17 protein-coding genes, 1 other RNA gene and 7 pseudogenes are annotated in these 24317 nt (G+C 64.7%); 12 read left to right on the top strand and 13 right to left on the bottom strand.

The genetic code is table 11. The annotated features are described in order from the left end of the window. Positions 1–20: 20 nt before the first annotated feature. From ubiH to Q427_RS05470, 3 pseudogenes are all read right to left on the bottom strand, one after another. A pseudogene (gene ubiH / locus Q427_RS05480) lies at positions 21–1237 on the bottom strand (2-octaprenyl-6-methoxyphenyl hydroxylase). Positions 1238–1322: 85 nt separating this feature from the next. Further along, a pseudogene (pepP, locus tag Q427_RS05475) lies at positions 1323–2659 on the bottom strand (Xaa-Pro aminopeptidase). Positions 2660–2702: 43 nt separating this feature from the next. Then, a pseudogene (locus Q427_RS05470) lies at positions 2703–3277 on the bottom strand (UPF0149 family protein). A 156-nt stretch (positions 3278–3433) separates the two neighbouring features. Between Q427_RS05470 and Q427_RS05465 the strand changes: the two are divergent. From Q427_RS05465 to Q427_RS05460, 3 genes are all read left to right on the top strand, one after another. Beyond that, positions 3434–3754, top strand: a complete 321-nt coding sequence (locus tag Q427_RS05465) for a cell division protein ZapA (protein ID WP_043511759.1) — start codon at positions 3434–3436, stop codon at positions 3752–3754. Between the two features lie 36 nt (positions 3755–3790). Beyond that, positions 3791–3975, top strand: a non-coding RNA gene (gene ssrS / locus Q427_RS29780) — 6S RNA. A 9-nt stretch (positions 3976–3984) separates the two neighbouring features. Beyond that, positions 3985–4617: a 5-formyltetrahydrofolate cyclo-ligase gene (locus Q427_RS05460; RefSeq protein ID WP_043511756.1), complete on the top strand. Its 633-nt coding sequence runs from the start codon at positions 3985–3987 to the stop codon at positions 4615–4617. 382 nt (positions 4618–4999) lie between these two features. Here the strand turns inward: Q427_RS05460 and ilvA are convergent, their stop codons facing one another. Then, complete coding sequence (gene ilvA / locus Q427_RS05455; RefSeq protein WP_043511752.1) at positions 5000–6514, bottom strand: threonine ammonia-lyase, biosynthetic; 1515 nt, start codon at positions 6512–6514, stop codon at positions 5000–5002. Between the two features lie 193 nt (positions 6515–6707). Here ilvA and rpiA point away from each other — a divergent pair, with 193 nt between their 5' ends. Continuing rightward, positions 6708–7382, top strand: a complete 675-nt coding sequence (gene rpiA / locus Q427_RS05450; RefSeq protein WP_043511749.1) for a ribose-5-phosphate isomerase RpiA — start codon at positions 6708–6710, stop codon at positions 7380–7382. 24 nt (positions 7383–7406) lie between these two features. Here rpiA and waaA read toward each other — a convergent pair whose 3' ends face one another. Genes waaA through Q427_RS05435 form a run of 3 tightly spaced genes read right to left on the bottom strand, consistent with a single transcriptional unit; the run spans position 7407 to position 11228 of the window. Beyond that, a complete protein-coding gene (waaA, locus tag Q427_RS05445) occupies positions 7407–8711 on the bottom strand; it encodes a lipid IV(A) 3-deoxy-D-manno-octulosonic acid transferase (RefSeq protein ID WP_043511747.1) in 1305 nt (434 codons plus the stop codon). Then, entirely contained in the window at positions 8711–10141 is a 1431-nt protein-coding gene (hldE, locus tag Q427_RS05440; protein WP_043511745.1) for a bifunctional D-glycero-beta-D-manno-heptose-7-phosphate kinase/D-glycero-beta-D-manno-heptose 1-phosphate adenylyltransferase HldE, read from the bottom strand. Before hldE ends, waaA begins: the two co-directional genes overlap by 1 nt. Next, positions 10131–11228 carry a glycosyltransferase family 9 protein gene (locus Q427_RS05435; protein WP_043511743.1) on the bottom strand — a complete coding sequence of 366 codons (1098 nt, stop codon included), beginning with the start codon at positions 11226–11228 and terminating at the stop codon, positions 10131–10133. The genes hldE and Q427_RS05435 overlap by 11 nt, the downstream gene beginning before the upstream one ends. On the opposite strand from Q427_RS05435, the gene Q427_RS05430 reads away from it, so the two are divergent. Next, on the top strand, positions 11227–11952 hold the full coding sequence (locus tag Q427_RS05430; RefSeq protein ID WP_043511742.1) for a 3-deoxy-D-manno-octulosonic acid kinase: 726 nt from the start codon (positions 11227–11229) through the stop codon (positions 11950–11952). The genes Q427_RS05435 and Q427_RS05430 overlap by 2 nt on opposite strands. Here Q427_RS05430 and Q427_RS33390 read toward each other — a convergent pair. Genes Q427_RS33390 through Q427_RS05420 form a run of 3 tightly spaced genes read right to left on the bottom strand, consistent with a single transcriptional unit; the run spans position 11919 to position 14100 of the window. Continuing rightward, on the bottom strand, positions 11919–12299 hold the full coding sequence (locus Q427_RS33390; protein ID WP_051496154.1) for a glycosyltransferase family 9 protein: 381 nt from the start codon (positions 12297–12299) through the stop codon (positions 11919–11921). The genes Q427_RS05430 and Q427_RS33390 overlap by 34 nt on opposite strands. A gap of 38 nt (positions 12300–12337) precedes the next feature. Beyond that, positions 12338–12961 (bottom strand): glycosyltransferase family 9 protein, encoded by a 624-nt coding sequence (locus tag Q427_RS33385; RefSeq protein WP_051496153.1) that lies wholly within the window; start codon positions 12959–12961, stop codon positions 12338–12340. Next, entirely contained in the window at positions 12958–14100 is a 1143-nt protein-coding gene (locus Q427_RS05420; RefSeq protein WP_231613439.1) for a glycosyltransferase family 4 protein, read from the bottom strand. The genes Q427_RS33385 and Q427_RS05420 overlap by 4 nt, the downstream gene beginning before the upstream one ends. Positions 14101–14140: 40 nt before the next feature. Between Q427_RS05420 and Q427_RS36040 the strand changes: the two are divergent. Further along, positions 14141–14998: pseudogene (locus Q427_RS36040) on the top strand (glycosyltransferase family 9 protein); the annotation flags it as partial. 506 nt (positions 14999–15504) lie between these two features. Here Q427_RS36040 and Q427_RS36035 read toward each other — a convergent pair. Beyond that, entirely contained in the window at positions 15505–15966 is a 462-nt protein-coding gene (locus Q427_RS36035; protein ID WP_043511737.1) for a glycosyltransferase family 2 protein, read from the bottom strand. Positions 15967–16129: 163 nt separating this feature from the next. On the opposite strand from Q427_RS36035, the gene Q427_RS36730 reads away from it, so the two are divergent. The 3 genes and pseudogenes from Q427_RS36730 to Q427_RS36720 all read left to right on the top strand — a co-directional run bounded on the left by Q427_RS36730 (position 16130) and on the right by Q427_RS36720 (position 17803). Continuing rightward, positions 16130–16876, top strand: coding sequence for a hypothetical protein (locus Q427_RS36730; RefSeq protein ID WP_231613437.1), 747 nt, complete (start codon positions 16130–16132; stop codon positions 16874–16876). Further along, positions 16864–17627: pseudogene (locus Q427_RS36725) on the top strand (sulfatase-like hydrolase/transferase). The gene Q427_RS36730 and the pseudogene Q427_RS36725 overlap by 13 nt, the downstream one beginning before the upstream one ends. Positions 17628–17641: 14 nt before the next feature. Then, positions 17642–17803, top strand: a complete 162-nt coding sequence (locus Q427_RS36720) for a hypothetical protein (RefSeq protein ID WP_231613435.1) — start codon at positions 17642–17644, stop codon at positions 17801–17803. Positions 17804–17820: 17 nt separating this feature from the next. Here Q427_RS36720 and waaF read toward each other — a convergent pair. After that, positions 17821–18863 (bottom strand): annotated as a pseudogene (gene waaF / locus Q427_RS05395) (lipopolysaccharide heptosyltransferase II). Further along, positions 18860–19825 (bottom strand): ADP-glyceromanno-heptose 6-epimerase, encoded by a 966-nt coding sequence (rfaD, locus tag Q427_RS05390; RefSeq protein ID WP_043511736.1) that lies wholly within the window; start codon positions 19823–19825, stop codon positions 18860–18862. Before rfaD ends, waaF begins: the two are co-directional and overlap by 4 nt. A gap of 100 nt (positions 19826–19925) precedes the next feature. Between rfaD and glyQ the strand changes: the two genes are divergently transcribed. The 3 genes and pseudogenes from glyQ to gmhB all read left to right on the top strand — a co-directional run bounded on the left by glyQ (position 19926) and on the right by gmhB (position 23694). Continuing rightward, on the top strand, positions 19926–20918 hold the full coding sequence (gene glyQ, locus Q427_RS05385) for a glycine--tRNA ligase subunit alpha (protein WP_051496152.1): 993 nt from the start codon (positions 19926–19928) through the stop codon (positions 20916–20918). Positions 20919–20920: 2 nt separating this feature from the next. Then, a pseudogene (gene glyS / locus Q427_RS05380) lies at positions 20921–22989 on the top strand (glycine--tRNA ligase subunit beta). Between the two features lie 153 nt (positions 22990–23142). Continuing rightward, positions 23143–23694 carry a D-glycero-beta-D-manno-heptose 1,7-bisphosphate 7-phosphatase gene (gene gmhB, locus Q427_RS05375; RefSeq protein WP_043511735.1) on the top strand — a complete coding sequence of 184 codons (552 nt, stop codon included), beginning with the start codon at positions 23143–23145 and terminating at the stop codon, positions 23692–23694. Positions 23695–24317 lie beyond the last annotated feature (623 nt).

Genomic DNA, 24317 nt, shown 5'->3' with positions numbered 1-24317 from the left:
CTTCCCGGCTGCGGTGCCCATCAGCGCTCCAGCCCCATGGCGCGGCGGGCCAGCCCCCGCCGCAGCGGACCAATCAGGTTGAGCCCCACCAGCCTGCCGCCCGCACATGTGACAACGAAGCATTGTCGATGCCGAACAGCCGGACCAGGCCATCGCTGAAGCGCACCACATTGTGCCTATCCACGATGCGCCGCGCCTCGAAGTCGCGAAGGGTCAGCATCCCACCCAGCGCTTCGTCGTTGGCCAGGGCCAGCTCAAGGGCTGCCACCAGGTCCGTTACGCCACGCAGTGCCAGATTGAAGCCCTGCCCCGCGACAGGATGCAACGAATGGGCGGCGTTACCCAGCACCGCCAGCCCGGGCCGAATCGCCTCCCTTGCGGTAACCAGCGACAGCGGATAGGCGTGACGACTGCCGACACGCCGGAAGCGCCCGGCACGATCGCCGAAGGCCCTTTGCAGTTCGGCCAGGAAGTCGCCGTCGCCCAGGGCCAGCCGTGCTCCTTCACGCCCCGCCTCATGGGTCCAGATCAGCGCCATCTGCTGACCCGGCAGCGGCAACAGTGCAATGGGTCCTTCCCGGGTGAAGCGTTCATAAGCCGTACCGCCATGGGGCTGGCTCATCTCGACATTGGCGATCAGTGCCACCTGATCGTAGGGCGCCTCAATGCTGTCGATGCCCAGCCGCTCCTTGAGTCCGGAGCGCCCCCCATCGGCCAGCACCGTAAGCCCCGCCTGGAGCTCACTGCCATCGGACAGGGAAAGCCGGTAGCCCTCTACCTCGGGCTCGATGCGTTCCACGCTGGCAGGGCAGTGCCAGGCCAGGGGCAGCTCCGCCAGTCGTCGGTGAAGTACGCGCCCCATCCAGGCGTTAGGCACGACGTAGCCCAGGGCCGCCTGGCCAAGCTCCTCGGCCAGCAGTCGCGTCACACCCAGCCGCCCCCGCTCGCTGACGTGGATGCGTGAAATAGGAGCCGCCTGCTCGGCCATTGTCGGCCAAAGGCCCATGTCGCGGAAGCGCTGGGCAGAGCCCTGAGCGATGGCGCTGGACCGGGCGTCGAAGTTGGGCTGCCAGGGCGCGCTCGCCGCGTCCAACATCGGCGCCGCCTCGATCACGGCCACCCGAAGGCCGTGCCGCTCGATCAGCGGGGCCAGAGCACAGGCCAGGCTAGCCCCCACCAGGCCGCCACCGACGATGGCGATATCCACGTTACACGATTCATTACGCGGGCAAGCCATAGGCTCATTCATTTTACGCCTCCTGCGGCAAGACATGATTCGTAATGTAATTTACATAACGACATCTCGCCCTTCGCCCTGGTGGTCATTCGTTGACCATCAGGGCCTCGATTTCGCTCACTCGCTTGGGCACGCCAGCGGTCAGCACCTCATGCCCGGAATCGGTCACTGCCACGTCATCCTCGATGCGGATACCGATACCCCGGTATTCCGCGGGAATGTCATCATCAACGGGAATATAGAGCCGGGCTCGACAGTCAGCACCATCCCCGGCGCCAGGGGACGCGGCGAGCCGTGCTGGCGATAGCCGCCCACGTCGTGCACGTCCAGTCCCAACCAGTGGGATGTGGAGTGCAGGTAAAAACGCTTGATGCTGTCATCCTCGACCCGCGCTGACACCTCGCCCTGAAGCAGCCCCAGGCGAATCAGGCCAGCGGTAAGGTCATGGACGACGCCCTCATGGATCTCGATCAGAGTCGCCCCTGGCTGGACGGACGCCACGGCACGCTCCTGGGCAGCAAGCACCACCTCGTAGAGGGTACGCTGCGCCTCGCTGAATCGCCCGTTCACGGGGAAGGTGCGGGTGATATCGCCGGCATAGAGGTCCAGTTCGGCACCGGCATCGATCAATACGAGTTCGCCGTCGCGTAGCCCATCGCCATTCTCGATGTAGTGCAGCACACAGGCATTGGCACCGCCACCCACGATGGTGGCGTAGGCCGCGCCACTGGCGCCCTGCCAGCGGAACTCGTGCTCCAGCTCGGCCTGGAGGTGATACTCGGCCAGGCCCGGTCGAGACGCGCGCATGGCGCGCACATGGCCCCGCGCCGAAATTTCCGCCGCATGTCGCATCAGCGCCAGCTCCGCCTCGCTCTTGATCAGGCGCGCCTCATGCAGCAAAGGAACCAGGTCGGCGAAGGCCTCGGGCGGTCGCCCACCCTGGCGTACCCGTGCGGTCAGTTGGCCGCGTACCTCGTCGGCCAGCGCCAGGGCGTCAGGGTCCGCCAGCATCAGGTAGAGCGTGGTGCGCCCATCGAGCAGTGATGCCAGCAGGTCGTCGCGCTCGGCGTTCTCGAAGGCCTGGTCGATCCCATGCTCTCGCACCGCGCCTTCCGCCCCCAGCCGGATGCCGGTCCAGGCCTCCAGGGTCGGGTCACGGTCCTGGCAGAACAACACGCTCTCGCCCTCACTGCGCCCCGGCAACAGCAGCAGCAGCGCCTCAGGTTCGGGGAACCCCGTCAGGTAGTGGAAATCGCTGTTCTGCCGAAACGGGTAATCACTGTCACGCGAGCGGGTGACGAGGGAGGCCCCCATCAGCAGCACGGCACTGTCGGCGGGCAGCTGCGCCATCAGGGATGCGCGGCGGGCCCGGTACTCGTCGTTGGCGATGGCCGCAGGGCGGGGCAGGGGGTCTGGCAGCATGTCGGCTCCTTGGATCGATAGGGTTTCCCTGGGTTACGGGTAGTCAGTGCTGTGTGGGCTCGCCCGCTTCCACCTGTGGCTGCCCAGGCCGCTGCTCGGTATACAGCAGCATGGCGGCCATGCGAGCGTGCTCGGTCAGCGCAAACAGATCGTTCTCATTTTCGGAGCTGTCATCGATATCGGTCTCCATGGCAGCCAGTGCCGCCAGGTCGTCGATGGCCTCGCGCAGCGGGGCAGACCAACCTCACGGGCCTCGCCACCGGCATCCTCGATCACCTCGAGAAACCCCAGCGTCCATTCGCGCAGCCCCTGGGCGCGCTCGGCCAGGGAGTAGAGCTCATCGGGCAACAGCGGCTCGTAGTTGAGCGAACTGTCCGCCAGCGTTTCCAGTGTCAGCCGCCGCCAGTCCAGCAGGGCCTCGCCGCTTTCCCGGTCCCGGGGCTGTTCCACTCCCAGCCCCAGGCAGACCTCCTCCAGCCAGCCGCTGGCGCTCAGCTCATGCAGGGCCAGCGAGGCGCAGAGTCTTCCGTCGAGAAAGGCGGGGGACTGCATGCTGCCGTGCAACAGGAACAGGTCGGCGATGGTGGAGAAATCAGGGCGTTCGTCGATCGATGACATGACTACTTCCGTATGACAGGCTGCGAAGTGGGGCATCCGGACTATCCCATGGCGCGTTGACCACCCGTGAGAGCCTCTCTTATAGTGTCCGGATACCACGTCTTGATTGATAGGATGTTAACGCATCGGGCTGACAAGCCGACACCGGAGCCCTCAATGAGCGATGACACCTCTCGGCCAACCGCCGAGATCACCCTGCTGGGCCGCCATTATGTGTTTGCCTGCAATCCGGGCGAAGAGCACAAGCTGGACCGTGCCGCGCGCTACCTCGACCGGGCCATGCTGGGCATCCATTCCCAGAATACCCTGTTGGGCAGCGAACGCGTCGCCCTGATGGCGGCACTCAATATTGCCCACGAGCTGCTGGAGGTACTGGAAGAGCGCCGCAGCGGTGAACAGGAACTCAACCGGCTCAGCGAGCGGCTGGAACATGCATTGACGAATGCCATGCCGCCCGACCGAATCCCCACCGAATGACGTTGGACGGACTGGCCAGCTCTGATAGGATGAAGGTGTTCCCTGGGGTGTTGGCCAGTCGTTATAGTCCCTCGAGCCTATGCGCAATACCCAGGGCGGCCATTTGCTAGCCGGACCCGTGTGCATGTCCGTGCGACGGAAAGCCTGACGGTTCGGCTGCGGCCACCCACCTTGAACCAAGGGTTCAAGGGCCAGAATGACAGCGGCACTCTGGGGAACTCCATCGCATCATGAGCAACCTGTCAAATCCCTTCTCATCCGATCTTCCCGACTCCCGGCGCCAGCTGCGCCAGGCCTTGCGACGCCGTCGCCGGTCGCTCAGCCCACGTGAACAGCACGCCGCCGCCCAGGCGCTCTGTCGTCGCCTGCGCCGACTACCCGAGGTGATGCGCGCCCGCCGCGTGGCCCTCTACCTGCCCAACGACGGCGAAATCGACCCTCGACCACTGCTCTCCTGGCTGGCAAACCGCTCCGCCAGGGCCTACCTGCCGGTTCTCAAGCCCCTGTCGGACAATACCCTATGGTTCGTGCACTATCATCAGGGAACGCCGATGGTTCGCAATCGCTTCGGCATTCCCGAACCCGAGACGCGACACGGCGCCCACCGGGCACGACGCCGGCCGACCTGGGCCCTGGACCTTATCCTGCTGCCGCTGGTGGGCTTCGACGACCAGGGCCAGCGCATGGGCATGGGCGGCGGCTTCTACGACCGCAGCCTGGCATTTACCCGCCGGCGTGGCCCTCGGCCAAGGCTGATCGGGCTAGCCCACGACTGCCAGCGCGTGGAGCGGCTACCGGTAGCCCCCTGGGATGTGCCGCTGGATGCCATCGTCACCGACAGGCGGTTAGTCCGCCCCGGCTGACGGCAACATGAAAAAGCCGGCTGCTGCATGAGCACCGGCCGGCTTGTTCGTGAACGTTGTTCTTCTGATCCTGCTTCATCTGATCATGGCACTGACTGCCGATTTACCCACCCGCCAGCGCCTGGGCGTAGCCAGTCACCACAACGCCGATGCCGAAGGCCAGCACCAGTGCCATGACCAGATCGGGCTTTCGCTTCATTGTCTGCTCCCCTGAGTTGACTGCATGGATTACGCCGCAGCCTACTGCGACAGGGGGACTATAGGCCCAGAGGCACTGTCAATACAACCGATTCAGGCGCCGATTACATAATGAAACCCTTGCCATTTCGGGGCTTTGCTGTAAGCCGCTACTAACTTGTGCCAGCGATTTCGGTCTCGGTGCTCAGGCCATGAAGAGACGATAGGCCGGGTTGTCCGACTCCTTCCAGTAGCGGTAGCCAATTTCGTCGAAGTACTCCTCCACATGGGAGCGGTCGCCGTTGGGGACCTGCATGCCCACCAGCACCCGTCCATAGGCGGCACCGTGATTGCGGTAGTGAAACAGCGAGATGTTCCAGTCCTGGGGCAGGTGGGTGAGAAAGTTCATCAGCGCACCGGGACGCTCCGGAAACTCAAAGCGGTAGACCTCCTCCTCGAAATGCTCCTTGGGCCGGCCACCGCCCAGATGTCGGATATGCAGCTTGGCCAGCTCATTGTCGGTGAGATCCTCCACCGGATAGCCTGCCTCACGCAGCTTCTCGATCACCGCCTGGCGATCCTCCCCCCCCGGCTTGACCTGAACCCCGACGAAGATGTGAGCCGCCTCGGGGTCGGCATAGCGATAGTTGAACTCGGTCACCATGCGCCGACCCATCGTCTTGCAGAACTTCTTGAAGCTGCCGGGCTTTTCCGGAATGGTCACGGCCAGGATCGCTTCACGCTGCTCGCCGAGCTCAGTACGCTCGGCAATGTGCTGCAGGCGGTCGAAATTGGTATTGGCCCCGGAGTTGATGCACAGCAGGGTCTGGCCTTCGACACCGGTTTGCTGGATGTACTTCTTCAAGCCCGCCAGAGAGAGGGCGCCGGAGGTTTCCGAAACGGCGCGGGTGTCGTCGAAGATGTCCTTCACCGCCGCGCACATTTCATCGGCGGTGACGGTGATCACCCCATCGATCAGATCGCGCATGATGGAGAAGGGCACCTCGCCGATCTGCGCCACCGCGACCCCTTCGGCGAAGACGCCCACCTGGTCGAGCACCACCCGTTCGCCCGCCTCCATGGCGGCCTTGAGACAGGCGCTGTCCTCGGCCTCCACGCCGATCACCTTGATATCGGGGCGCAGGTACTTCACATAGGCGGCTATCCCGGCGATCAGACCACCGCCGCCCACCGGTACGAAGATGGCATCCAGCGGTCCGCTGTGCTGGTGCAGGATCTCCATGGCCACGGTGCCCTGGCCGGCAACGACATCGATATCGTCGAAGGGGGGGATATAGGTATAGCCATGCTCGCGGATCAGCTCCTGGGCGTGTTCGGCCGCCGCCGAGAAGGCATCGCCCTTGAGCACGACCTTGGCGCCCCGGGCGCGTACCGCCTGAACCTTGATCTCCGGCGTGATGCGCGGCATGACGATGATCGCCTTCACGCCCATCTGCTTCGCCGCCATAGCCAGCCCCTGGGCATGGTTGCCGGCCGACGCCGCAATGACTCCCTTGGCCTTCTGCTCCTCGGTCAGCTGCGCCATCTTGTTGTAGGCGCCGCGGATCTTGAAGGAGTAGACCGGCTGCAGATCCTCCCGCTTGATCAGGATGGTGTTGTTGAAGCGCCGAGAGAGAAAGGGGGCCGGGGAAATCGGCGTTTCCCGGGCGGCTTCATAGACCCGGGCCTGGAGAATCTTCTTGACGGTGGCTTCTAGCATCCTGATATCCCAGAGGAGTGACGCGGAGGGCTGTGCTGCAGTGCAGAGAACTCCTATTGGTAGCATCCTCGCAGGCATGGCGTCCAGCGCACTGACTGCAGGACCAGTCCCGAGCGATGCTGCCATCGGCAGAAGAGTGCCACTGGCCTATAATGGCGCGGCAATCGCCACTCACACAGACAGCGAGCATCACATGACCCAGGACGAACTGAAGGACGCCGTGGCCGCGGCCGCCATCGACGAGATCGAGCCCTGGCTCGAGCGCGATACCATCCTCGGCATCGGCACCGGCTCCACCGCCAATCGGTTCATCGATCGCCTGGCCCAGCTGCGCGACGACTTCAAGGGTGCTGTGGCCAGCTCCGAGGCCAGCGCCGAGCGCCTGCGCGGCCATGGCATCGAGGTTTTCGAGCTCAACAGCGTCGGCACTGTACCTTATTACATCGACGGCGCAGACGAAGTGAACGCTCACCTTCACATGATCAAGGGGGGCGGAGCGGCCCTGACCCGCGAGAAGATCGTCGCCGCCTGCGCCGATCGGTTCATCTGCATTGCCGATGCCTCGAAGCGGGTGGCAATGCTGGGCGACTTCCCGCTGCCGGTGGAGGTGATTCCCATGGCCCGCTCCTATGTCGCCCGCGAGCTGGTCAAGCTGGGGGCCGATCCGGTCTATCGCGAAGGCGTCATCACCGACAACGGCAACCAGATTATCGACTGTTTCGAATTCATGATCGACGACCCCGTAGCCATGGAAGCAAGGATCAATGCCATCGTCGGCGTGGTCACCAATGGCCTGTTTGCCGCCCGTGGCGCCGACGTGCTGCTGCTGGGCAGCGACGCCGGTGTCGAGCGACTGACACCAGCCTGATCGCCGGGCAGTCGAAGCGAATGCTCACTTACCCAGCAACCTCCCCAGGCCGGCCATGGTGCGCCCCAAAGCTCCCCGGTTCGCCGCCATTACCGCCTGGCCGGCCTCGGCCAGGCGGTGGCGCTCGGCCTCATCGATGAACAGGTCGACCAGCACTTCGACCAACGCCTCGCTGTCAGGAACTTCCACCAGGGCGGCGGCTTCGCGCAGGATAGCGGCCACATCCTCGAAGTTGGCGAGCTGGGGGCCAGTGAGCACCGGGACCCCCATGGCGGCCGGCTCCAGCAGGTTGTGCCCGCCGATCGGCACCAGGCTACCACCAACGAAGGCCAGATCCGCCGCGCCGTAGAGAGCAAGCAGTTCCCCCATGGTATCGCCCAGGTACACCGCCGTGCGGGTATCGGGCAGCTCGTTCCTGGAGCGGCGCGCCGTGGCCAGGCCGTATTCCTGGCACAGGGCCGCCACGGCATCGAAGCGTTGGGGATGACGCGGCACCAGTATCAGCAGGGCAGAGGAGTAGTGTTGCCGGAGCCTGGCATGGGCCTGTAGCAGCTGTTCCTCCTCGCCCGGGTGAGTGGAGCCGGCGGCCCATACCGGACGTGAACCCAGCCGGAGACTTAACTCCCGGCTCAACGCCTCGGTCCCGGCCGGTGGTATCAGGTCGTACTTCAGCGAGCCCACGACATCGATAGCCACGGGGGCCATGCCCAGCGAGCGGAAACGCTCGGCATCGGCAGTGGACTTCGCGGCGAGCCAGTCGACGTGGCTCAGAGCATCCTGCATCAGCGGACGCAATCGACGATAGCCGCGATAGGCACGGGGGGAGAGGCGACCGTTGACCACCGCCGTGGGTATTCCGCGCTGGTGGCAGGCTGCCAGCAGGTTGGGCCAGAGCTCGGTCTCGAAGAAGATAGCCAGCGCCGGATTCAGCCGGGCGATGAAGCGACGGGCCGCGCCGGGAAAGTCCAGCGGCACGAAGTGGTGCTCGAGCGGGCCATCGCCGGTGGCTTCCGACTGTTGCAGCGCCTGGCTCAAGGCACGAACACGCTCGGCACCGGTTGCGGTCATGGTGGTGACGATCAGGCGACGCTCGGGGTAGCGAACCAGCAGGGCCTCGATGAGCGGCTTGGCCGCCAGGACTTCCCCCACCGAGGCGCAGTGAAGCCAGATGCCACCCTTCGCAGGCCCTTTCGGCAGCAGGCCGAGCCGCTCCCGCCGTGGGTTTGTGAGCACTTGCTCACGCCAGACACGCTGCCATATCAGCGGCGATAGACAGTAGAGCGCCGTCGAATAGAGGTAGCGTGCCCAGGGCCGGCCTCGGCGTCGCATCAGCTCTCGCGATCCAGGATCGTCGAGATCATTGCCGTGGTCGATACCCCGTCCTCGAAGCCCAGCACCATCACCTCGCCCCCGGCAGCGCGGACCGCATCGCCGCCGGCGATCTCCTCGGGGCGATAATCGCCGCCCTTGACCAGCACGTCGGGAAGCACCGCCTCGATCAGCCGCTGTGGGGTGTCTTCTCCGAAGGGGACGACCCAGTCCACCGCGCCCAGTCCGGCGAGGACCTGCATACGCCGCAGCAGCGGGTTGATGGGCCGCTTGGGGCCCTTGAGACGGCCAATGGAGGCGTCGTCGTTGACCGCCACGACCAATCGATCACCCAGCCGGCGGGCATGCTCCAGGTAGGCCACATGGCCGGCATGCAGGATGTCGAAGCAGCCGTTGGTCATGACCACCCGCTCGCCGCGGGCCTGGGCGGCCCGGACCGCCTCGATCAGCGGCGACTCCTCGATCACACCGAACTCGGCCAGCTTGTCGCCGTGCAGGGCCGTGTAGAGCTCGGCGATGGAGAGCGTCGCCGTGCCCGGCTTGGCCACCACCAGGCCGGCGGCCAGGTTGGCCAGGGTCATGGCTTCGGGAAAGCCATGACCGGCGGCCAGCGCCAGCCCCAACACGCCGATCACGGTGTCGCCGGCGCCGGTTACGTCGTACACCTCGCGGGCCCGGGTGGGGATATGCAGTGGCTCGTGATCGGCCCGGATCAGCGTCATGCCCTTCTCGCTGCGGGTGATCAGCAGGGCCTCGAGCTCGAGCTCCCTGCACAGCGTCTCACCCCGGGCAGCCAGCTCGGCGTCGTCGCGGCAGTGACCGACCACGCCCTCGAACTCGGCCAGGTTGGGGGTGATCACGCTGGCCCCCCGATACTTGCGGAAATCACTGCCCTTGGGATCGACCAGTACACGCTTGCCCGAGGCCTTGACCCGCTCGATCAGCGCTTCCACCTGATTGAGGGTGCCCTTGCCATAGTCGGAAAGAATCACCAGGTCGCAGCCGGGAAGCCCCTGCTCGACCCGGGCCAGCAGGCCGGAGGTGTCGACTCCCTCCAGACCATCCTCGAAGTCGAGACGTATCAGCTGCTGGTTGCGGCTCATGACCCGCAGCTTGGTTATGGTGGGAATGCCCGCGCTGCTCTCGAAGTAGGTCTCCACTCCGGCGGCCTCCATGCGGGCGATGAGGCGACGGGCATTGTCATCGTCCCCGACCATGCCGCTGAGGGCGGCATGAGCGCCCAGGGAGGCGATATTGAGCGCCACGTTGGCCGCGCCACCGGGGCGATCCTCGCACTCCTCCACCCGGACCACCGGTACCGGCGCCTCCGGCGAAATACGGGAGGTGGCGCCATGCCAGTACCGATCAAGCATCACATCGCCTACCACCAGTACGTGTGCCTGCTCAAGTGCGGTCAGATCAAGCTTCATCGGGTATCTCCATTTCCTTGCTCTCGTTCGGCCCGGCCAGCAATGCATCGAGTCGTTGAACGACGTCATCGACTCGAATCAGGGACATGGCGTCGGGATGACGAACGCGCTGGCCCCAGGCGATCTCCTCGGGCTCCTTGTGGAGGTGGGCGCGCACCGCCTCGGGATAACGATCGACCACATGGTCACGCCACAGGTAGGGCGCCGCACGGTCGGGGTTGGTGGTGGCATAGAGACCGATCACCGGGGTACCCATGGCGTTGGCCATATGCACCGGCCCGGAGTCGGGGGCAATCACCACCCGCGCCCGGGCGATGAGGGCCAGCAGGCCCTTGAGCGAGCTGTCGCCGATGACGTCGACCACCGCTTCCGGCCGGCTCATTGCCTGGATGCGCTCGCCCACTTCCCGCTCCTGGGTGCTGCCACCGCCGGTGAGTACCGTTTTCAGGCCAAACTGTGCCCAGGCGTGCTCGATGACCGCCGCATAGCCCTCGGCGGACCAGTTGCGAAAGTTGCGCAGCCGAGGGTTGGCGCAGGGGCTCATCAGCAGGTAGGCGTGGTCACCGGCCAGCCTGCGGGCCTCCTCCTCGGCCTCGACCGGCACCGGCAGGTCCCACTCCAGCCCGTGATTCTCGACGCCCAGAAGGCGGGCGAAGTCCATGAACGACTCCAGCACATGGGCGCGCGGATGAGGTGCCAGCTGGCGATGGGTGAACCAGTGCTGGGCATCCTTGGCCCGCGCCTTGTCGAACCCCACCCGCACGTCGGCCTTCAGCCCCAGGGAGAGTACGCTGGCCCGCAGCGCCTGCTGCATGTGCAGCAGCACGTCGAAACGGGTGTCGCCCAGCTGGCGCCATAGCCGCCGCATTCCCGCAAGGCCGCTGGCCTTGTCGTAGACGACGAACTCGACCCCCGAGAGGCCGGCCAGTAGACTGTGTTCCGCCTTGCCGATGATCCAGGTGATGCGAATATCAGGCCACTGGCGCTGCAGCGCCCGGATGGTGGGGACCAGATTGCACACGTCGCCCAGTGCGGAGAGGCGCAGCACAGCGATATGGCGAGGTTGGGCAGGCAGAGGATGCTTCATGCACTTGGCAACATGTCGGACGGGAAAGGTTTTCATTCTATATGATGCGGACAGTGTATGTGACGCCAACCTGAGGCCACAAATCACCCCGCAGCTGTTCTCGCCCGCACATTGGCGTGAAACGGATCGTGTGGTGGGCGAAGCGCCCGGCCGCGGCAGCAGCCTCTTCCTCGACGCGAACGGCGCCCAGTGGGTATTGCGCCCCTACCGCCGCGGTGGGCTGATAGCAAAACTTGCCCGTCAACGCTACCTGTGGATGGGCCTGGAACGCACCCGGGCATTTCGCGAACTGCGCCTGACCGCCGAGCTCTACGCACAAGGCCTGCCCGTACCCAGGCCGGTTGCCGCTGGCGTCACCCGGCACGGGCTCGCCTACGAAGCGGCGCTGATCACGGTTCGCATTCCCGGCGGCCGCTCCCTTGCCGACCGCCTCATCGAACAGAGTGCCAGCGACGCGCTTCTCGAAGCGGTGGGCCGCACCATACGTCGCTTTCATGATGCCGGCCTCGATCATGTCGACCTCAATGCCCGCAACCTACTGGTCGACGAGCAGGAAAAGGTATGGCTGATCGATCTGGATCGCTGCCGGCTGCGCAATGCCGGCAACTGGCAGCAAGCCAACCTTCGACGCCTGGAGCGCTCGCTGGAGAAATTCGGAGCAACCGAAGCCAGTGCGGCAGTCCGCCGGGGCTATGCGGACGACTCCACTATCCGCCGAGGCTGACCACGCTCTGGATAGACCCGCTGCAGCAGTTCCTCAAGACCCTGCAGGATATCGGTCTTCCCAGGCATTTCACCACTGCGCAGGAAGACCGCCTCATGGCAATCCTCGTAGCGGGGCCAGTAGCGATAGGGCAAGGTGCGAAAGAAGATACCCAGGGTCGGAGTATGGGTGGCCAGCGCCAGATTGCGTACCCCGGTATCGCCACAGGCCAGCGCCGAGACCGCTGCCATCCAGGGGGCCAGCTCCTCCAGGGGCATGCGGGGCTGAATCTCGACGTTGGTGTGCCTGGCTACCACTTCGGCCAGAAAGTCACCGGACTCCTCCGCCTTGTGCCCTTCCAGCAACACATGGCGGTAGCCCGGTAGCTCACGGGCGGCCTGGTCGATCAGTTGAGACCAGGAGCCAGGGAAAGGGACTTGTCCGCCACCGAGGCAAAGGGAAAGTAGACGATCGTGGCCGCTGCCTCTGACGGGCGATGCCGCGGCATGGCGAAATCCAGCGGGTAGCGTGGCTTGTGCCCCATGACCTTGAGGAAATCCAGCAGCACCTCCGCCTCGTAGTGATAGTTCGAGCGCCGCAGCCCCACATCATAGAGCAAATGGTTGAAAAGGCCGCGATAGGGGAAGCCAAACTTGATGGCAGCCGAGGTCATCAGGGTCAGTTGCCGGGAACGCGAGGTATCCGCCAGGTCGAAGAGGATATCCATGGGATCGAGATCCCGTAGCGAGCGCCACTCCTTGGCAAGACTTACCCTCGTCTCCTGCACGAAGACCTCATCCACCAGGTCCTCCGGCACGGCATAGCGGTAGCGGTTGACGGTGGCCAGGGTCACATGGGCCTCGGGAAATAGCCGCCGCAGCTCCACCAGGAAAGGCCGCGTGGCCATGTAGTCGCCAAAGGCACACTGACGAATCACCAGGATACGCTTAACCTGATTCACTGCGGCGCTCTCCAGCCAGCGTCGTCCGCGCCGGCTCAGGGAGGCACACTTGTCGGTCCAGGCTCTCACTCGTCTCCCACTCCCTGAGAATTCTCGTATTCCGCAACCAGGCTGGTTACGTGGGCCGCCAGGCTAAAGCCCTCCTGCACCCGCTCACACGCCGCCTTGCCCAGTCTCTGTCGCAGTACTTCATCTCCGGTCAACTCGGCCAGCGCCTCGCTCCAGGCCGTGGCGTCCGCAGGGCCGGCCAGTCGCCCTGTGCTGGTATCCAGCAATTCGGGAATCGCTCCGCTGTCGCTGCCGATGACCGCCTTGCCGGCGGCCATGGCTTCGATGACCGTCAGCCCGAAGGCCTCGTTGCGCGACGGTACGCAGACGATGTCCAGCGCCTCGAACAGCCGCGGCAGGTCACTGCGAAAGCCGGCAAAATGAACCTGGGCTTCCAGTCCAAGCGACGCGACCTGCTGCCGCAGCCGAGACACATAGTCTTCATCGCTACCCTCGGCGGCTGTCAGGCCGCCAATCACGACACCGTGCCAGGACAGGTCCGGGTGGCGATCACGCAGCAGGCCCAGCGCCTCGAGCCAGAGATCCTGACCCTTGCCACCGGTGAGCCGACCGGGCAGGCCGATGGCCACACTGCCAACAGGTACACCGAGCTCGCTGCGCAATGCGTCGCACTCCGCCTCGCTCAGCCGGGGGCGATAGGGCTCGGGATCGATCCCCAGATAAAGCCGCTTGATCCGCTCTGCCGGCAGGGGAAAGGCAGCAACATTGCGTGCCCGCGTTGCGTCACTGATCGCGAAAAGCCCCGTAACCCTGCCATAGGCCCAGCGATGGTAGAGGTCCTTCTTGGCGCGGGTAACCCCCATGTGATCGGTAAAGAACAGCTTCAGCCCCGGCCTGAGGGTCGCCAACAGGGCTCCCAGGCGCAAATCGCTGGACTTGTGGCAGTGCAACACGTCAATACCCTGTCGCTTCAGGTAGGCGAGGATTCGACCGACCTGGAGCAGCGCCCGCCCACGACTGGGCACCGTCAGCGGCTCGATGCCCGCCTCGACCAGGCTTGCCGCCACCGAAGAACCGGCAAGTGCAAGCCCATGGGGCTCCCACCCCTGCCGCTTCAGCTCGGGTATAATCCGTCCAGGATACATTTCCAGTCCGCCCCAGCCATCCGACAGGCAGATATGCATTACCTTGTGCGACAAGGGTGTCTCCTCATTTGGCCACCGGGGCACGGGAGCCCAGATGACGCTAACTTCCAACGGGGGCAAGCCCCGCGAATCGATCCGCATACTGGTCGTGCGTAACGACAAGGTCGGCGACTTCATGCTGGCCTGGCCGGCCCTTGCCTGTCTCAAGGCCGCAGCACCCACCCTGCATATCAGCGTCCTGGTGCCCAACTATACGGCGCCCCTGGCCCGACTGTGCCCCTGGATCGACGAGGTGGTCCTGGACCCGGGCGACGCCGCCGGTCGCGATGCGCAGCGAGCTCTGCTGGCACGGCTTCGAGGGGGTCGCTTTGCGGCTCTGCTGACCCTCTATTCGACACCACGCATCGGCTGGCTGGGGTGGCGTGCCGGCATTCCGCTACGCCTGGCGCCTGCCACCAAATGGGCACAGCTATTCTACAACCATCGCATCACCCAGCGCAGGTCCCGTTCCGCCCGTCCGGAGTATGTCTACAACATCGAGCTGGCCGACGCGCTGCTGATCGCCCTGGGCGTGGCGCCGGCCGCCCACCCGGCACCGCCCTACTGGCCGCTGCCCATCGACGTTCCTGCAGCACAGCGGGCCCGGCTCTGTCATGAGTTGGCGATCGACAGGGCCCGCCCCTGGGTCTACCTGCATGCCGGCAGTGGCGGCTCGGCGGTGAACCTGATACCCACGCAGTATGCCGAGCTGGCCCGCCTGATCGACCAGCGTGCGGGCGAAAGCAGGCCCATCTGGATCATGACCGCGGGCCCCGGCGAGGAGGCCACCGCCGGTGAGCTGCGCGACCAGCTGTTGGCCGACGGCCTCGAAGCGGTCGTGTTGCCGCCACGAAAAGGGGTGGATGACTTTGCGATGGCCCTCGCGGCAGCCGACCTGTTCATTGCCGGCTCCACCGGTCCGCTGCATATTGCCGGCTGTCTCGACCGGCCCACCGCCGGCTTCTATCCGGCCCGACGCTCGGCCACCCCGCTGCGCTGGCAGACCTGCAACAGCGAGTCACGGCGGCTCGCCTTCAGTCCCCCGGAGGCGCCGCCGAATCCGACATGGCTACCATCGACCTGGACGCGGCAGCGACCGCCATCAGCGACCTGGTACGTCGTCGGGAGGAGGCGACGTCCGAGTCCTGACCCAGAGGTCGGCATACTTGGCAAAGGTGGAGTGGGCCGAGAGCAGCGCCAGCAGCAGACCCTGTCGCCCGTCCAGAAACCCGGCCTTGAACAGGTACATGCGCAGAAAGCAGCCGATACCATGCCCAATACCCGCCGCCAGGCTGCCCCGCTTGCCCCGTGCCGCACGCTGCTCGGCCCAGGCCTGGGCGTAGTGGGCGGACTTCTCCAGGTAATGACGCAGGTCCCGGTAGGTGAAATGGAGCAGGTCGCCCTGAAGCGGCGTCACCGTCAGGCGCTCCGGATTTTCCAGCTTCTCGTGGACCAGGGAGGCGTTGTAGCCGGCACGCCGGCGCGGATAGAGCCGAGCCACGCGATCCGGGTACCAGCCGAGTGGCGAATGAATGCCCCGAAGCACCAGGAGAGGCGCGGAAGCGTATAAATGACGGGCTGGTCCAAGGCCACGGCGGCTTCGATGCTGTCACGCAGCTCGGGTGTCACCCGCTCGTCCGCGTCGACCATCAGGACCCAGTCGCTCACCACCAGCGCCTCGGCGCGCTGCCGCTGCACGCCGAAGCCCTGCCAGTCGTCCTGAACCACGACCTTGTCGGTAAATGTCCTGGCGATATCACGCGTGGCATCGGTACTGCCGGAATCCACCACCACGATCTCGTCCACCCAGCTCAGCGTCTCCAGGCAGGCGCGCAGATGCGCTTCCTCGTTCTTGACGATCAATACGGCAGCCAGGCTCATCGGCCCTTCCTTGTCAGCTGAGCGGGGCATCAGTTTACTGGTGCCGGCACCGGGGCGGCAAACGACGCCTTGCTACCACCACTGGGCTCGACCACGACTTTTGATGCAAACGGGTCTCGACTTGATAAGCTGGTACCTGAACTCACTACGTGCGCACTGTGCCATGCCCTCTTCCCTCCCGTATCGCGACATGCATTTTTCCCGCTGGTGTTCGCTGCTGATCATCGGCCTGTGCCTGGGTTATGCCGTCACCTCCCTGACGCGACTGCCGACCTGGGCGCTCCCTTTCGTGGCGGCAGCCTGGCTGGCCCTGGGGTACTGGCTTCGCTGGGGCGCACCTCGTTCCCCACAGCGCCCCGCGGTTCCCCGCTACTGGTCCTGGGCGTTGATACCCATCGCGCTGTGGGGGCTCTATATCTATCTTTCCGAAAGCTTCGGCATCGTCGACCTGGGTGCCGTCTTCTTCCACCTTCAGGCCGGCATGACCGACCATGGCGGCGTCAGCCGGGTCGGTGCCGCCATCTTCTACACTCTCTCCATGGCGGCACTGTTCGTGTCGTTCCTCTGGCTCCTCCGCCACGACCACCGCTGGCGCCGCGGAGAATTTTTCCTGGCCCTGCTGATGCTGGCCAGCAACCCGCTGCTCTACGGCGTAACCCAGCGCGGCGCGGCGATCGTTACCGATGACGGTGCCTGGCTGGATCGTCAGTATGTGGAGCCGATGATTCTCGACGCTCGGGAGGACCCACCCAATCTCTTGCTGCTCTATCTGGAAAGTGTCGAGCGCACCTATGCGGATCGCGAGCGCTTCGGCGACGCCTATGCCGACCTGGACGCCATCGGCGAGAATGGCCTGGTCTATGAGGCGTCTACCAGATCGACAACACCGGCTGGACCATGGCGGGCATGATCGCCAGCCAGTGCGGCACCCCACTGATGCCCGCCGGCCTGCTCCACGACCGTCAGTTCACGCCGCTGGAAACGGTGGTGCCCGGTGTCGATTGTCTGGGCGACCTGCTCTCCGAACAGGGCTACCGACTCACCTACATGGGTGGCGCCAGCACCGCCTTCGCCGGCAAGGGTCTCTTCTATAAGGATCACGGCTTCGACACGGTCCTGGGTCGCGAAGATCTTCAGCCCGCCTCGACGACCCCGACTACCTCAACAACTGGGGCCTCTATGACGACTCGCTCTACGATTTCACCGTGGAGGAGGTCCGTCGCCTGAACGAGGAAAACGGGCCCTGGGGGTTGGTCAACCTATCGCTGAACGCTCATGCTCCCAGTGGCTACCCCGCCCAGCGCTGCCTGGACCGCCAGGGCGACTTCGACGGCGAGGATATTCTTTACTCGGTCGAATGTATCGCCTGGCTGGCCCGGGACCTGCTTGAGCGCCTGGAGAGCGAGGCGTTGCTGGAGAACACCCTGGTGGTCCTGGTCAGTGACCATCTGACCATGCGGGTCTCGGCCTGGGAGCAGCTGATCCAGAGCGAGCGAGACAACACCTTCATGCTGCTGGGCCCCGGCATCCCCGTCAGCCGCCAGGCCCGGGAGGCCTCCATGGTGGACGTGTTCCCCACCCTACTGGAAGCCATGGGCTTCACCATCGACTGGCACCGGGCCGGCCTCGGCGTGTCGCTGCTGTCCGATGAGCCACCCTGATCGAGGAGCACAGCATGGAATTCGTGAATGCCAGGATGCGTGAGGAAAACGCACTGCAACAGCGTCTGTGGGAGGGCCTCGCGCCACAGCGCGAGCAGGCTGAAGCGGCACCTCAGGAGCAGGTTCTGGAGACACCGGATGACGGTACTGGAGAGGAACCCGCCTCGGTCCAGTGACGGTCCAATGATCAGGCTCAATCGCGGCTGATGAGCTCCATGCGCGACGCCAGTACCGCCTGCAGGACCCGTTGGGGCGAGAGCTGCACCAGACAGTTGGTATGCCCCAGCGGGCAGGTGCGCTGGAAACAGGGCGAGCACTCGAGCGCCAGGGTATGAATCGTGGCCTTGTCGGTCAGGGGCGGCGTATATGCCGGCGACGACGAACCATAAAGGGCCTGGACGCGGTCCCCACGGCGGCCGCCACATGCATCAGCCCCGAGTCGTTGGTGACCACCTGCCGGCAGTCGGCCAGCAGATCCACGGCGTCGGCCAGCCGTGTCTTCCCGCAGAGGTTATGCACGCCCTCCTGCCCTTCCGCGATCGACTCGCCGACGTCGGCATCCTTGGGGCCACCCAGCACTCGCACCTCGAACCCTTCCGCCACCAGGCGCTGGGCCAGTTCACGAAAGTGGCCCAGTGGCCACTGCTTGGCCGGCCCATATTCGGCACCGGGCATCATGCCGATGGCCGGTCGTGACGAAAGGCCCAGACTGCTGCGCACGGCAGCCAGGTTGTTGCTGTCGATACGCAGCCGCGGACGAGGGACCGACAGGGCCGCCAGATCCGCATCCGCTGGCAGGCCCAGTGCGACGAAGCGCTTGACGGTCTGGTCGAGCACGGCCTTGTCCAGCGTGCGACGCTCATTGAGCAGCCCGAAGCGCTGCTCACCGGTATAGCCGATGCGCCGGGGTATCCGCGCCAGGAAGGGAACCAGCGCCGACTTCCAGGAGCGAGGCAGCACGATCGCCCGGTCGAAGCGCCCCGCAAGCCGCTTCGCCAGCGACCGCCGAGTGCCCCAGCCGAATTCGCCATGGGCCACGTCCAGCGTCGCCACCTCGGCGACCTCCTCCATACGCTCCAGGATCGGCTGCGACCAGCCGGGCGCCACGACGCCGATATGGCAATCGGGCTGACGCTGCCGGAGCGTCTTCAACAGGCTCTGGGCCATCACCATGTCACCGACCCAGGAGGGACCGACCACCAGGATGCGCTCGCCTGACGAAGGCGTTGCACTCATCCAGCCTCTCCGCCGAGCCACCGCAGGTACTCCCCCACCCCTTCGGCCACGGTACGGAATTCGCGATCATAGCCCGCCTGCCGCAGCCGTGAGATATCGGCCCGGGTGTAGCTCTGATAACGGCCCTTGAGCTCTTCGGGAAAGTCGATGTACTCGATCCGACCCTGGCGGTGAAAATCGATGACGGCTTCACCGATCGCCTTGAAGGGCTCGGCACGACCCGAGCCCAGGTTGAAGATACCGGACTTCTCGGGATGGTCGAGGAACCAGAGGTTGACGTTCACCACGTCGCCGACATAGACGAAGTCACGGCTCTGCATGCCGGCCTCATAACCATCCCAGGCGCCGAACAACTTGAGGTCCTGTCCCGCCGATATCTGGGTGTGGTGGTGGAAGGCCACGCTGGCCATCTTGCCCTTGTGCTGTTCCCGCGGCCCATAGACATTGAAGTAGCGAAAACCCACCACCTGGCTTGTCAGCTCGCTCCAGTGCTCGCGCACGTACTGGTCGAAGAGCAGCTTGGAGTAGCCATACACATTGAGCGGCTTCTCGTGCTCGGGCTCTTCGCGAAAGACCTGGCTGCCACCGTAGGTCGCCGCCGATGAGGCGTAGAGGAAGGGAATGCCCTGCAGCTGGCAGAAATGCAGCAGCACCTTTGAGTACTCGAAGTTGTTGTCGAGCATGAAGCGACCATCCCACTCGGTGGTGTCCGAGCAGGCACCCTCGTGAAAGATGGCTTCGATGGGTGGCAACCTCGAGGGCTCGCCACGCAATACCGCCTCGACCCGCTCGCGGAAGTCATCCTTGTCCAGATAATCCCCGAGCGTGCAGTCGGCCAGATTGATGAACTTGGTACCGTCGAGCAGGTCGTCGACGACCAGGACGTCCGTGCGGCCGCGCTCGTTGAGTGCCTTGACGAGATTCGAGCCGATGAAGCCGGCACCGCCTGTCACTACGATCATTGGGGTTCCTCGCTGCGGCGCCGTTGACTGCGCCTATAACCGATGTGCCTGTGATTGTATACTTGACGCCTTGTGAATTCATGGCCAACGGTGCTTTCCAATGACACTCTCGACACGATCGTCGACCTCGGCCCCCGGGTCGACGCCGGACGCGGCGACCTTCCAGGGTCTGATCCTGGCCTTGCAGCAGTACTGGGCGGAACAGGGCTGCGTGGTGCTGCAGCCCCTGGACATGGAAGTAGGCGCCGGTACCTTTCATCCCGCCACCTTTCTTCGCTCCATCGGGCCCGAGACCTGGAACGCCGCCTATGTTCAGCCCTCTCGCCGGCCCACCGACGGTCGCTATGGCGAGAACCCCAATCGCCTGCAGCACTACTACCAGTTTCAGGTCGTCATGAAGCCCTCTCCCGCCGACCTGCAGGAGCGCTTCCTGGGCTCTCTCGAACGCCTGGGTATCGATCCCTTGGTACATGACATTCGCTTCGTCGAGGACAACTGGGAATCGCCCACCCTTGGCGCCTGGGGACTTGGCTGGGAGGTCTGGCTCAACGGTATGGAGGTGACCCAGTTCACCTATTTCCAGCAGGCCGGCGGTATCGAATGCTACCCAGTCACCGGCGAGTTGACCTACGGTCTCGAGCGTATCGCCATGTACCTGCAGAACGTGGACAGCGTCTATGACCTCGTCTGGACCGTGGCGCCGGACGGCTCCAAGGTCACCTACGGCGACGTATACCTGCAGAACGAACGTGAACAGTCGGCCTACAATTTCGAGCAGGCCGACGTGCCCGCCCTGTTCGCTGCCTTCGACCATCAAGAGCAGGAGTGCACCAAGCTGCTGGGAGTCGGCCTGCCGCTCCCCGCCTACGAGCAGGTGCTCAAGGCATCCCACACCTTCAACCTGCTGGACGCTCGCCACGCCATTTCGGTCACGGAGCGCCAGCGCTACATCCTGCGCGTCAGGACCATGGCCCGCGATGTGGCACACGCCTACTACGATTCACGCAAGGCTGCCGGCTTCCCCATGGCTCCCGAGGCGCTGCGCCAGGAACTGCTCGCCAGAGAGCCGCTTGCCGAACAGGGAGACGCATGAGCATGGCTGTTAATACCTTTCTGATGGAGCTGGGTGCCGAGGAGCTTCCGCCGAGTGCCATCGATACCCTTTCCGACGCCCTCGCCGAGGCATCCGCCGCGGCCTCGCCGATGCCGAAATCAGTTTCGGCAATGTTCACGCCTGGGCCACGCCACGCCGCCTGGCCGTGCAGGTCAGCGAGCTTGCCGACAAGCAGCCCGACCGGGAAGTCGAGCGCCGCGGCCCCGCCCTTGCCGCCGCCTTCAAGGATGGGGAACCGACCAAGGCCGCCCATGGCTTCGCCCGCTCATGTGGCGTCGATGTCGCCGAGCTGATCCATCTGGAAACCGACAAGGGTACCTGGCTTGGCTACCGCGAGCGGCAGTCCGGGGAGGCCACCACCGCTCTGCTGCCCGATATCGTAGCCAAGGCGGTAGCATCCCTGCCCGTGCCCAAGAACATGCGCTGGGGCGCCTCACGCATCGAGTTTTCCCGTCCGGTGCATTGGCTGGTGATGCTATATGGCAGTGACATCGTCGAGGCCGAGGTCCTCGGCCTGACTGCCGGCCGGACCACCCGCGGCCACCGCTTTCACGCTCCCGATGCTATCGAGCTGGCCCACGCCGAGGATTACCTGGCGGCCCTGGAAAACGCCTGGGTGCTGGCCGACCGACAGAGGCGTCGGGAAAGCATCCGCGAGCAGGTGCTGGCCGAGGCAGAGGTCCAGGAAGCCACTGCGGTCATCGGTGAGGCACTGCTCACCGAAGTGAGCGGCCTGGTGGAGTGGCCGGTGGCGCTGGCCGGAAGCTTCGACGAGCGTTTCCTCGAGGTACCTGCCGAATGCCTGATCTCTTCGATGAAGGCCAACCAGAAGTACTTCCACCTGCTCGACAACAGCGGCAGGCTCAAGCCCCTGTTCATCACCATCGCCAACATCGATAGCCAGGATCCACAGCAGGTCATCGAGGGCAACGAGAAGGTCATCCGCCCTCGCCTGGCCGATGCCGCCTTCTTCTACGACACCGACCGCAAGCAGCCGCTGGCCACTCGCATCAGCGGCCTTTCCAGCGTGCTGTTCCAGAAACAGCTCGGCTCCCTGGCCGACAAGGCGCACCGTACGGCAGCGGTGGCAGCCTTCATCGCTGGCCGCATCGGCGGCGAGGTTGCCCATGCCCGGCGCGCCGCCGAGCTCGGCAAGTGCGACCTGATCACCGAAATGGTGCTCGAATTTCCCGAGCTGCAGGGCATCATGGGCCGATACTATGCCACCCTGGATGGCGAGCCATCCGACGTCGCCCAGGCACTGGAAGAACAGTACCTGCCACGCTTCGCAACCGATGCCATTCCCGAGACGCCTACCGGCCTGGCACTGGCGCTGGCCGATCGACTCGATACCCTGACCGGTATCTTCGGTATCGGCGCACGCCCCACCGGCACCAAGGACCCCTTTGCCCTGCGTCGCGCCTCCATCGGGGTGCTCAACATCCTGGTCAAGGGCGAACTCGATCTGGACCTGCGTGAGTTGCTCGAACTGGCTGCTGCGCAACATCAGGAGCTGCCCTACGCCGAGAACCTGGTCGAGGAAGTCCTGAGCTATATGCTCGACCGCTTCCGCGCCTGGGGTCAGGATGAAGGCATCGAGGCCGAAGTCTATCTCGCCGTGCGTGCCCGTCCGGTGACCCGCCCCCTGGACTTTGCGCGGCGTCTGCGCGCCGTCCATGCTTTTGCCCAGCGGGTAGAGGCCGGATCCCTGGCTGCTGCCAACAAGCGTGTCGCCAACATCCTCGCCAAGCAGGAAAGCGGGAGCACTCCAAACAGGGTTGACCCCGGCCTGCTGCAAGAAACGGCAGAGGAAGCGCTCTTCGAGGCCCTGGCAGCCAAGCGCGAGGCAGTCATGCCGCTGTTCGCCGAGGGTCGCTACCATGATGCCCTGGACGCCCTGGCGACACTGCGTGACCCCGTCGATACCTTCTTCGACCAGGTCATGGTCATGGCGGAGGATGACGATATCCGTGCCAATCGCCTTGCGCTGCTGGCCGGCCTCCAGGGCCTGTTCCTCGAAGTCGCTGACATCGCCCTGCTCCAGCAGTAGGCACTCATTGCCTCCCCTAGCCGGCGAGCCTCACACTCGCCGGCTTTTTCTTGCCTGATGTTTCACGTGAAACACTACGCCTGCATCCACCGCTTGGCGTCAAATGTTTCACGTGAAACACTACCCCCATCTCCATCAGGTCCCTGTGTGCCCATGTACGATGCCAGCAAGCTTGTCATTCTCGACCGGGACGGTGTCATCAACCATGACTCCGACGACTACATCAAGTCACTGGACGAGTGGATCCCCTACCCCGGCTCTATAGAGGCCATCGCCCGCCTTAGCCAGGCAGGCTGGACCGTTGCCATTGCCACCAACCAGTCCGGTATCGCCCGTGGCTATTATGACGAAGCCGCACTCGAGAGCATGCACGATGAATTGCACCGTCTGGTAGCGATTGCCGGCGGCCGTATCGCGCATATCGCCTACTGCCCCCATGGTCCCGACGATGGCTGCGACTGTCGCAAGCCGCGCCCGGGCCTACTCGAGCAGATTCGCGAGGCACTGGAATTACGCTCCCTGGCCCGAAGCTGGATGGTGGGGGATAGCCTACGAGACCTGCAGGCCGGTCAAGCCATGGGATGTCGCAGCATTCTGGTTCGTACCGGCAAGGGCGAGCGCACAGAAGCCAAGGGTATCGGGCTGGAACAGGCCATGGTATTCAACGACCTGGCCGCTTTTACCGATTGGCTACTGACCGAATAGTAGCGGAAAGTCTGCAGGAATATGAGTGATTAGCAATATATAACCTAATCTACTGTCGTCTATCGCTTCCTGATTACGCATAAGACTTAGCAGGCGCCTGGGGCGGAGGTCGCCGTATTGGCGTGATCGTTTGCGTCGACAACACCGCCGGGAGGCTTGCGCCTCCAGTCGCCGACGCGTCGGACCGGAGCTAACGCTACTCCTACAACGGCGCGGTACGGTCGGTGGAGAAAATCGCTGTGGCCGGACAATTTATAACTTCTCCTGATTACGCAAAGACTCAGCAGGCAACTGGCGGAGACGCCGCGTTGGCGGTGAGCGTTGGCGGTGAGCGTTGGCGTCGGCAACACCGCCGGGAGGCTTGCGCCCCAGTCGCCGATACGTCGGACCGGAGCTAACGCTACTCCTGGTATGGATTGACCCGTCAAGGGTTCGGTTGTCACTGGTGCATGCGGTTGTCCTCAATGCCTACGGGTCAGGGAGCGAAGGGCTATCAGCGACGGTGGATCTCTCTGGTATTCGTGGGTTGGGTACCGACCTTTCATCACTTCGTCGCGGAGCTACCCTGCTCTACAGTCGAGGGTCACCCCGCCCCGGAGGGCGGGAGCCTCATAGGAGTATCA

The sequence above is a fragment of the Halomonas sp. BC04 genome, from assembly GCF_000568385.1.
The sequence above is the reverse complement of the archived record's forward strand: the minus strand, read 5'-3'. Positions and strand labels throughout refer to the sequence as shown.